The organism is Pseudoalteromonas sp. AS84, assembly GCF_038900255.1.
In the GTDB taxonomy this organism is placed as follows: Bacteria; Pseudomonadota; Gammaproteobacteria; order Enterobacterales; family Alteromonadaceae; genus Pseudoalteromonas.
This window is the reverse complement of the sequence record NZ_JBBMQY010000011.1, coordinates 54,470-65,146: the sequence shown is the minus strand read 5'-3', so window position 1 is coordinate 65,146 and position 10,677 is coordinate 54,470. Positions and strand designations below refer to the sequence as shown.

Below are 10,677 nucleotides of genomic sequence, written 5' to 3'. Positions count from 1 at the left end.
TACACCCTACAGCTGTTGCGTGTTTGAAGTGCTCGTTTCTGAGCTTTCTGGTTTTGCAGCTACACCTGCAATTTTAACCTGCATTCCTTTTTGCGGGTATTCAGGTAAAGTAATAACGAGTTTGTCATCGGCATTTAAACCACTGCTAATATAAAAATACTCACCCTCTTCACGAATAACCGTTACTTTGCGAGGCTCTAGTTCTTGATTTTCGTTTACTACCCACACAGTTTGATTGTTAACCAAAGCTTGCGGTAAACGGTAAATATTATTAAGCATTGCACCTGCAAAATTTACCTGTACGTAGCTGCCAAACTTAATGGCTGGTTGTATGTTTTTAAGACCGTATGGGTCTTCTATACGTACTACTAAACTGCTCATACGTGTAGCGTTATCAACAATCCCTAAGTCACGGTCAATTACACCTTCACGGGTGAAGCTGTTTAGGCCCTTTTGAATAATCGTTGCGGTAATACCTTTAATACGCTCTGGCAAAAAAACGCTATCGAACCCTGCTATAGGAATAATCACTTCAGCAGTTTCAATATTATTGAGTTCAGCAACTTGCGAACCCATAGTGACAAATTGACCCACACCTACATTTCGGCTAATAACCAATGCATCGTAAGGGGCTGTTACTTCACAATTATCTAAGTCACGTTGTGCACGTTTTAATGCAGCTTGCGCCGACTTTACAGACGCCTGCGCACTTAGCACTTGAGGCTTACGTAAAAATAAGTCGGTACGCGCTTTACTTGGAAAACGCTTTGCTTCGTCTTCGGCTACTTGGGCTTGGGCTTGTTCTTCAATTAAGCCTGCCTGTGCGCGAGCTATTTCGGCCTCAGCAACAAGTACTGCTGCTTCATAGTTATCTTTTTCGATAGTAAACAACGTCTCACCGCGAGCAACGATTCCACCGGCTACAAAATTAGGATGCCAACTTAGCACTTCACCCGACACCTGCGCCGAGAGTTGTGTATTTTCAAGTGGCTTTACTTCACCGTAGCTATTAATAATAACTTGATGATCGTTTGCAGCCACTGGCTCAACTTGCACTGTTGGACGAGTATCAATTACTTCTTTTTTTTCTGGCTCTTGTGCAATGGCATTTATTCCCATAAAGCCAACAACACCAACAACTAGTGCTACAAATGGAAAAACCCATCTAAGTGAATTTGTTTGCATATCCGATTATCCCCAAAATTCTATTAACGTCATAATACCAGAGCCATATGAAACATTAAGGTGACATTTGTAAGCAACTGTTGCAAATGCATATGAAACACCGATTTTCCGGGTTATAAAAAATAACTTTGCATGCAGTTCATCTCATTCGTTATATTTTGTTACAAACTTTTATTTATTAATATCAGTTAATTAGCGTTGTACACTTAAATTTCGTCGCGAAGATGTGCGAAATCAAATTAATTTACGTACAGTCCAATTAAATTAACAAATATTAAAAGTCTCAAAATGAAATTAACGACCATCACCCTTGCGCTTAGCTTAGCGTTTGGCAGCCATGCATTTGCAGCCGATAAAAAAGACGAAAAAGAGCCAAAAACACTTAGCGAAATGATCAAAGGACAAACCGAATTTGCCGGTATATTTAACCTTTATCAAGACGAAAAAACCGGTAAGCACCTTATGGTGATTAACGAGTCCCAACTTAATACGCCGTTTGTATATTTTGCGCATACCGTTGATGGCGTTACAGATGCAGGCCATTATCGTGGTTCGTACCGCGAAACTAAGTTAATTGAATTTAGAAAATACTTTGATCGTATCGATATCATTAGCAAAACACCTCGCTACAAATTTGACGAAAACAGTGCAATTTCAAAAGCGAGTGATGCCAATATTAGTGAAGCGGTACTTGCGAGCATTAAAATAGAAAAAGAAGAAGACGGTAAAATAGCATTCAACGTAAATAAGTTATTTTTAAGCGAAGCACTTCATAAAGTATCACCTACGCCAAATCCAGCTGATAAAAACGCTAAAAAGCGCTTTAAAGTAGGCAAGCTAGACGATAAAAAATCACGCATTATTAAACAGCGCCCATACCCTAATAACTTAGACGTGGTTGTTGATTATGTATTTACTAACCCAAGCCCAACGGTACGCGGCTCAAATGCAGTAAGCGACCCACGTAGTGTATCGGTAAAAGTTCAACACTCGTTTGTTGCCCTACCTAGCAATAACTACGCACCACGTATGGATGATGCGCGCATTGGTTATTTTACTAATCAATTTGATCAAATGACATCTACCGATTGGGCACCTTATGAAGATGTTATAAAACGCTGGGATCTACAAAAGAAAGACCCTAGTGCAGCACTTTCAGAGCCAGTAAAACCAATTACTTGGTGGATAGAAAACACCACACCAATTGAGTGGCGCGATACTATTAGTGATGCTGTTTTAACATGGAATACTTCTTTTGAAAAAGCCGGTTTTGAAAATGCCTTAGAGGTAAAAGTACAACCAGATGATGCAGATTGGGATGCGGGCGATATTAATTACAACGTACTGCGTTGGACTTCGTCACCTAAGCCTCCATTTGGCGGATACGGACCTGCACTTGCTAACCCATTAACAGGCGAAATACTGGGCTCAGACATTATGCTTGAGTTTGTATTTATGAAAAACCGTTGGATTTACGACACACTTTTCACTCAAGGAACAATGAGCCACGGTGAAACAACACATACCGGCGAGTTAAATTGTTCACTAGGGCATGAAATTCAACAAAATCTAATGCTTGCCAAAGGCCTTGCTAGCGGCGGAAAAATTGAAGATAAAGAAATGCTTCGCCAAGGTCTAACACAATTGGTACTTCACGAAGTAGGCCATACTTTAGGTCTTAACCACAATATGAAATCATCTATTTTGTGGGATGAAAAAGAAGTACACGACAAAAACAAAACCCAAGGCATAGTAACCGGCTCTGTTATGGATTATGCACCGGCTAACATTGCCCCAATTGGTGTGCAGCAAGGTGATATTTTTCAAACAAAACCAGGTCCTTACGATGATTGGGCAATTAACTATGGCTACAGCGTAGCGCTTGAAGATGAAGCTGCTGAACAAGCTAGACTTGAAAAAATACTTGCTCGTTCAAGTGAACATGCCCTTGCCTTTGGTAACGACGCAGACGATATGCGCGCACCAGGTCGCCATATCGATCCACGTGTAATGATTGGTGATTTGTCATCAAACCCTGCGGCCTATGGCGCAGATCGTATGGCGCTAATTAATAAATTATTTACTGAGCTAAAAGATAAAGCAACAGTTAAAGGTGAGTCTTACCAACAGCTTGTTACCTCTGCTAACAGCTTATTTGGTCAGTACCGAGCTCAAGCGGGTGTTGTTTCTCGCCAGATTGGTGGTGTGTACGTTGAGCGTGCTGTAGTGGGTGATGCAAACGCAGATAAACCATTTACACCTGTATCGCTTGAGCGCCAAACACAAGCGATGGATATACTCGCAAAGTTTGTATTTGCACCAGACGTACTACAAAACATGCAACCTCTTTATAGCTACTTACAGCTGCAACGTCGTGGCTTTAATCACTATGGCAAAAATGAAGACCCTAAAGCACACCAAATGATTTTAGGGATGCAAAAATCTGTACTTGCACAGCTATTACACCCAGCCGTATTACTGCGTATTTCTGATACTGCGTTGTACGGTAATAAATATAGCCTAACTCAGTTTATGCAAGATTTAACCGCTAATATTTTTGTGAAAAGCAAAGACGCAAATTCTATTAGTCACAACTTACAAATTGAGTATGTTAATCAGCTAATCGCAATTGCAGGTCTTGGCAAAGCAAGTAAATACGATAACTTAGCTAAAACAGCTGCGTTATATCAGCTAACTCAAATAGCCGATACCAGTGTTGCTTGGGGTGCAGATACAGCAACTAAAGCACATAAAAAATATATTGACCGCTTAATAGCAAAAGCGCTAGAAGCGTAAAATAACTCTACTAATTGAGTAAACCAAGGCCACGTTTAACGTGGCCTTTTTTATAACCTAATTCACAGATCAAATATAAATAGTGCCTTTTAAATACCTTACAGCATGCCCTGTTAAGGTAACGGTTGTATCACCCACTTCACATAGTAAATGCCCGCCTCTGCTTGAAGCTTGATAAGCACTTAACGTAGTTTTATCCAACTGCTGCGCCCAGTAAGGTGCCAAGCCAGTATGAATAGAACCTGTTACGTAATCCTCATCGCCACCGCTTGCAGGCCAAAAATAACGAGATATAAAATCATATTCAGTACTTGGAGCAGTGGCCACTACATCAAGTGGATAAAGCGTTTTTAAAAGCTCTGAGCTAGTTTTTAATTCAAGTATTTGGTCACCGCTTTCATAAATAACAAAGTAGGCTTGGCGATTTTTAAGCACTTTACTCGGTTGTATAGACAGGCCGTCAAGCAGTTGCTGCGGCACATTTTGCACTTCAACCGGTGCTTGTTTTGGAAAGGTCATTGCAAAGCTGCCATCAGCGTTTTTATTAACGATTAGCTCGCCCACCGCATCAGCAATAAAGCGAATTTGCGATATATTATGCTCTTCACATAAAACATAGGCCGCCGCAAGTGTGGCGTGACCACAAAAATCGATTTCCATTAACGGCGAAAACCAGCGAATAACAAAACTTCCATCGTTTTGCAGGCAGGTAAAAGCAGTTTCAGATACGTTATTTTCAGCGCCAATCTTTAGCATTAAATCGTCGCTTAACCACGATTCTAGTGGGATCACTGCCGCATAGTTACCTTTAAATAACTCATTCGTAAACGCATCTATTTGATGAATAGCTAATTGCACTTTAATCCCCTAAATTATTTTATATACATGCTGAAGGTAAAATTTCTTTTGGTACTGTTGTCTTATTTTCACCAATAGCTTGCATGCCAGTTACCGGTTCATCAAACCCACATAACCATGCAATTGGGCTTATAGGGCTTCCTGTTACAACGGCGGGTCTGAATGTTAAAACTGTATTTTGCAAAAGCTGTGAGGCTTTATTACCCAAGCTAATATGAATAGCACCATTATCGACTGTGATGCCCGTCACTCGATTACCAATCAAAAATTTACTTGCAGGTACACCCGCTTGCTCATTACTTGCTGGAAAGCGCCTGTTTTCAAGATAATAAACCGTAACGTCTTCGCGAATAACAGCAGCCATTGCAAATGGGTCAACAAGTTCTGCTCGTTGCATATACTTACTATATTGAGGTAGCGCAACAGCAGCTAAAATACCAATAATAGACACCACTACCATCAACTCTATTAACGTAAATCCTTTCGTTTTCATAGTACTTCTCCTAGCATAAATATTGGTTGGTAAGCCGCTTTAACAAACAGGTAAATAGAAACAACAATGACCAAACCATAAACAATAACGAGCTTATTTATATAGCTTTTAATATGCGCATTAAGTAATTTTAGCTGCTGCTTTAATAACGCTTTAAATTCTTCTTGGGTTTCTAAACCTAGCAGCTCGCATTTAGCTAAATGCTCGGTTTGGGGTGTAGAAGCTTTAATACCCTTTTTATGATTACTTGGAAATAATAGCGTGGTAATTAAAGAGTTATACTCATTAATTAATTGACGAGGAATAAGAAATTTAAATAAACCTGAAAAAGGCTTTAGCTCTATGAGAGTACTTGCATTTTTGAGCTTTAAAATAACGGTAAAAATAATACTCAGCAATAAAACGAGTAAGATGATTGGCACATACCAGTAAGTAAAATAATCATCAAATACATGATTTAAAGAAACAGTGTGCTTGCTATATATCTCTACAAAAGAAGGCACAACAAAAGACTGATACAACAAAGAGGATAAAACATAAATAACAAATACAATGGTTAAGTAACTAAGCCAGCCCTTGTGCTCAAACTTAAATTCGTTAACTAACTCTGGCAAGCATTGATAATACGCAGCTTGCTTTTGCGATGTTGCTTCATCTTGAGATGCAATTTGCATCACCATATTATGCGCTAATTTACTATGCGACCCGCTATTGGCATACATATTTAAATGGGACTGTGTACTTAGCTCATCTTTTTGCTCTGTACTTAGTGTTTTAGAGCTATTAACACGGCAAATATAGCCAAACTGATTCCAATTCATACTTTATCCCTTTATTTGATAAAGTAATTTGCCATAAATTAGGCTAAATAGGAACTTAAGTAGCTTGTTTTTAAGCCATTACAGGTCGCATTCTATAATATTGCATACAACCAAATTGCACAGCATTGGTAAGCAATAGCATAATAAACATAAGTAAGTGCGCCGTGCTTGGAGCAACTGTTGTAAGCTCAACAGCTAAGCCGCAAATACCAGCAATAAACTGCAAGCTAAAGTAGCGCGCGCTTAAATTACTTACATTACCCGTACGCAATGTTTTATAGGTTTGTGGCATAACACGTACCGAACTCATCACCAGGCCAACATACGTTAAGGCGCTTAATACCATTGCAGTATCGAGGGTTGAATTCAAAAGCAGTGAAAAAGGCAGTAACGAAAAGCCTAGCATAGTAACCAACTGCACCCGTTCTCGTTTGGCTGCGTTATAACGTGCAAAAAAATACAAAATAAGTCCGCTTAGCGCGCCTGTTACTATAAATGGTAACGCAATATAAAAGCGTTCAAAATAAATATTGTAGGTTATAAAGTAAAGACTTTGTGCTAACCCAAACGTCATCATCAATAGTGATAAACCTGAGACACTACGGTTTTTTCGAATTTTGTTTAGTAATGGTAAAAAACTAAAAACCAAAATAAATGAAGACAATATAGGCAAATAATGCGCCAAAACAACCTCGCTCGTTACATAAATGTTAATTAAATATGAAAATAAAAACATTTAATAAACATCTGTTTTAAAAGGCTTTTACTATGAGCGCGGCATTGTAGAGCCGCGTAGATTTAACTCAACTAAATAAGACATTCTTATTTTAGGTACTGGCAAGCTAGGTATACAAAAACCGTAGAATTAAGTTAACAGTTTACCTATTTAATAGAAAGTCCACTCACAAACTATTAAATAAAAATGATAGTTGTTATCATGCGCAAGTCATTAGCTGCTATATAAAACTATTTATGAGAAAAACTCTTTTTAAAATACACAGTTGGATCGCCCTCATAGCCATCATTCCGTTGATTGTTATTAGTATTACAGGGAGCGTATTAGTTTTTAAAAGTGAGATAGATGGCCTACTTATGCCAAGCAGCCACTTTGTTGTAAAAGCACTGCCAGAGCGCATGCCAATCGACAAGTTAATTGCAAAAACAGAGCATGCTTACCCTGAATATGTAGTAGGTAGTTGGGAAATATTTAACAATGATACTGCTGATCGGGTTTACTTAGTAAAACGCGGCACAGAGCAATGGTATAAGTTTCATTTAAACCAATATACAGGTGACATTTTATCTGAACCTGTTGGTACCAGCCATTATTTTACCGATTGGTTTTTAGAACTGCATTACACCTTTTTACTTAACGACTTTAAAAATCTACCAGGGCAAACAGGTACTGTATTAGGCTTCTTTTTTGCATTGTTTCTATTGGTATTAGGTGTAACTGGGCTTGTTATTTATCGTAAATTTTGGCAGCGTCTATTTAGTGTGCGCTGGCGTGCAACACTGCAAATAGTACTTAGCGACATTCATAAAATGACGGGGGTTATAGGATCTCCCATCATTATTATTTTAGCTATCACAGGTGGCTACTTTAACTGGGCGGTGTGGTATCACGAAGTTATTGAACACGCTGAAGAAGAGCACTTTGTACTAACCAAAAACTTACACAGCAGCGATATTTCTTTTCAACACATACTTGATGACAGTAAAAAACAAATACCCACTTTTAACGGTACGTTTTTAGTTATGCCACTCGAGCCTGACGAAAATATTACTTTATTTGGCGAAGTAGACACAAGCAACCCGCTTGCAAGCGAATACGCTAATACAGTTAGTTACGACAAGCAAACAGGCGAACATTTAACTAACTGGGATATTCGCGAAGTAGGCATTGGCTGGCAAGTAATTGATAGTTTTAGAAAACTTCATTTTGGCTACTTTGCAGGGCTAATAAGTAAAATACTGTGGTGCGTAATTGGTTTGAGCCCAGTGTGGCTAGCAGGTACTGGTTTTTACTTATGGTTTACTCGCCGAAAACGTAAAAAACAATCACAAAAAAACCGTTTTAATAAACGCCAAGTCACTAACGTTTAAAAATAATAGCTTATGATTCATTTAATAATAAGCTACTTATAAATTATAAAAACAGCACTCTACATATTATTTATAGAAGAGAGTGCGCAATAATACTTAATCATTTTGAGGGAGTAAACCTAACGCTAGTTGCATTAAAAACGTCTCATTTAGAACAACTAAGTAACGAAATTCTTGCCTTACTATCGACAAGGTTTTTCTGCCTAAAAAGAATTATTAATTAATCTTCGCACATCCAAAAAAATGTTATCGCCAGCCTTTTAGTATTTAAATCATCTCCAAAATACTCAGATGCACTGTGAACAATACTACCTTTAAATATAATTAAACGATTAAAGCGATTCTCAATATCTATGTCTTTATACCATGCGCTATATGGAAGGCTACTTACATTAAGTGCATCAACAAGGTTAGCATAAGGAGGATCGACAATATTTCCTCCTGCTGCTTCGTTTGCATATTTTAAACGATAAAAAGAGGTACCGGCAGAGATAATTGGATCAGGGTTTAAATACAAAACAGCAGCGTATCTACATAAATAACGATTATCTACATGAGGCCTAGAAGCCCCTTCTTCAGCCCCCACTAAAATTGCAGTATTGGTATCAACTACAACCTTATTGGAATCAGCAACCCATAATTTATTTTTTTTGATAACTGACTTAACATATTTTTCTATTTTTTTAAGCTGTTTACTATTTAGAGCATTAGGAGTGCGCATTCCAGGCCAAAGTTCTTTGGTATACGGCTTACCGTACTTCCAAACCTCTTTTTTTAAACATGAAGAACGAATAGCCATTGCTTCTTCATGTTTAAAAAACTCATCAACAACCCAATAGTTACTACCTAGTTCTGGCTTTTCATACCTTAAACCAGGTGCGTCGGAGGGGACGCTTGGAAGTACAACGCTCTTGGGAACTTTCTGGTGCTTAAATGACATTGTCAAAATACTTATTTTATTAAAACAGCTCAGAATATAACATTTACTTAACAGTCATTTAAAGTGAATAATAAAACTCTACTTAGCGCATACCCAAAGCTACTACCGTTATTTTGCCTACAGCTCTGTATTAGGGCATAGTTTATTAGTGTTTCATTATAAAACTATGGTCACATTAGTATTTAAGCCAAAATTTTATACATCGTAAATTTAGCATTAGTCCATTTATAAAATTTTTAGAAAAAACATCTATAACATTGATTAAAAACCCACCACATTGTAATGTAAAAATTAACAAAGGAGTGGGTTATGATATTTATCAAAATAGTTATTAGTATTACCTTTTTATTTTTAATTGGATGTAACACAACCAAGGTTCAGCAAGTAGAACAACAAGTAGGACTTGAACAACTATTAAACCATTCTTTGTTTAATGAACTCGACACACCTTCTGAGCACAGTATTTTTGAGTTACCGGATGCTGAAAAAGAAATGTTTTTAGCTTACGCCGAAAACCAAAAGCTATCCCAAATCCGTGATGACCGCATAATTTACAACTACCTCGAAAGCCAGATAGCTAACTTTAAATACCATGGCGATACACTTACTTCAGCTCAAACCTTAAAGCGTTCGCAAGGTAATTGCATTAGTTTAGCCATTTTAACGCAAAGCTACGCACAAGCTCTTGGGTTAGAAACAAGCTTTCAAGAAGTTACAAGTAAGCCCATATACGCAAAAGAAAATAATGTTGTTTATGTCGCTAATCACTTTAGAACAAAAGTATATGCTCCGAAAGTAGAGAAAAAAGATGATAATATTATTGAGTTTTTCAGAGCGGGTACCTTAATTGATTACTTCCCTACCCGTCGCAGTTTTTATTCAAGCAGCGCAGACTATAACGATTTAGTTTCTAAGTTTTATAGTAATTTAGCTGCCATAGCATTGGCAGACAAACAGCTTGATATTGCTTACTCTCTTATTTTACAAGCGAATAAATTTACACCAAATGATGCAGAGCTATTTAACATAGCTGGCATTTTACATCGCCGAGCTGGTGATTTACAAAGCGCTAAAAACATCTATCAAACAGCACTTAGTAATAACGAAATAAGCATTAATTTAATCAGCAACTATCAGCTTTTAGCTAAAAAGTTAGGCGACAAAGAGCTTGTTAAAGAGCTCACCTCACAATTAGTTAATAAAGAAAAAGACCCATACGAATTACTAGTGATCGCTAAAAACAACTTACAAGCTGGCCACGCTCATCAAGCTAAAGCACACCTTGAGCAAGCGATTACTAAAGCGCCTTACATTGCTGAGCTATACTTGGAACTCGCAAAAGTTCGCTATCAACAAGGTAATGTTAAACAAACACAAACCCTACTTGAAAAAGCAATTAAACTAGAGCGTGATAACCAAAAACTCGATGTATATCAAGCTAAGTTACTATCCTTGCAAATGGATAAGTAACTTAGCCA

General features: G+C 37.7%; 9 protein-coding genes. 3 read left to right on the top strand and 6 right to left on the bottom strand.

The features are described from left to right. Positions 1-6 precede the first annotated feature (6 nt). A complete protein-coding gene (locus tag WNY79_RS12610) occupies positions 7-1,185 on the bottom strand; it encodes an efflux RND transporter periplasmic adaptor subunit (protein WP_024598792.1) in 1,179 nt (392 codons plus the stop codon). A gap of 288 nt (positions 1,186-1,473) precedes the next feature. Here WNY79_RS12610 and WNY79_RS12605 point away from each other — a divergent pair, with 288 nt between their 5' ends. Next, positions 1,474-3,981 carry a zinc-dependent metalloprotease gene (locus tag WNY79_RS12605; protein ID WP_342876015.1) on the top strand — a complete coding sequence of 836 codons (2,508 nt, stop codon included), beginning with the start codon at positions 1,474-1,476 and terminating at the stop codon, positions 3,979-3,981. A gap of 69 nt (positions 3,982-4,050) precedes the next feature. Here WNY79_RS12605 and WNY79_RS12600 read toward each other — a convergent pair whose 3' ends face one another. From WNY79_RS12600 to WNY79_RS12585, 4 genes are all read right to left on the bottom strand, one after another. Then, positions 4,051-4,839: a PhzF family phenazine biosynthesis protein gene (locus WNY79_RS12600; RefSeq protein WP_342876014.1), complete on the bottom strand. Its 789-nt coding sequence runs from the start codon at positions 4,837-4,839 to the stop codon at positions 4,051-4,053. Positions 4,840-4,858: 19 nt separating this feature from the next. Next, a complete protein-coding gene (locus WNY79_RS12595; protein ID WP_342876013.1) occupies positions 4,859-5,332 on the bottom strand; it encodes a pilin in 474 nt (157 codons plus the stop codon). After that, a complete protein-coding gene (locus tag WNY79_RS12590; protein ID WP_342876012.1) occupies positions 5,329-6,153 on the bottom strand; it encodes a hypothetical protein in 825 nt (274 codons plus the stop codon). The genes WNY79_RS12595 and WNY79_RS12590 overlap by 4 nt, the downstream gene beginning before the upstream one ends. A 70-nt stretch (positions 6,154-6,223) precedes the next feature. Further along, complete coding sequence (locus tag WNY79_RS12585) at positions 6,224-6,838, bottom strand: PQ-loop repeat-containing protein (RefSeq protein WP_342876048.1); 615 nt, start codon at positions 6,836-6,838, stop codon at positions 6,224-6,226. 287 nt (positions 6,839-7,125) lie between these two features. Here WNY79_RS12585 and WNY79_RS12580 point away from each other — a divergent pair, with 287 nt between their 5' ends. After that, entirely contained in the window at positions 7,126-8,259 is a 1,134-nt protein-coding gene (locus WNY79_RS12580; protein ID WP_342876011.1) for a PepSY-associated TM helix domain-containing protein, read from the top strand. Between the two features lie 220 nt (positions 8,260-8,479). Here WNY79_RS12580 and WNY79_RS12575 read toward each other — a convergent pair whose 3' ends face one another. Then, the gene (locus WNY79_RS12575) at positions 8,480-9,199 is read right to left on the bottom strand and encodes a DUF6445 family protein (protein ID WP_342876010.1); all 720 of its coding nucleotides are present in this window, start codon (positions 9,197-9,199) and stop codon (positions 8,480-8,482) included. A 309-nt stretch (positions 9,200-9,508) separates the two neighbouring features. Here WNY79_RS12575 and WNY79_RS12570 point away from each other — a divergent pair, with 309 nt between their 5' ends. After that, positions 9,509-10,669, top strand: coding sequence for a tetratricopeptide repeat protein (locus WNY79_RS12570; protein ID WP_170072727.1), 1,161 nt, complete (start codon positions 9,509-9,511; stop codon positions 10,667-10,669). The last annotated feature ends 8 nt before the right edge of the window (positions 10,670-10,677 follow it).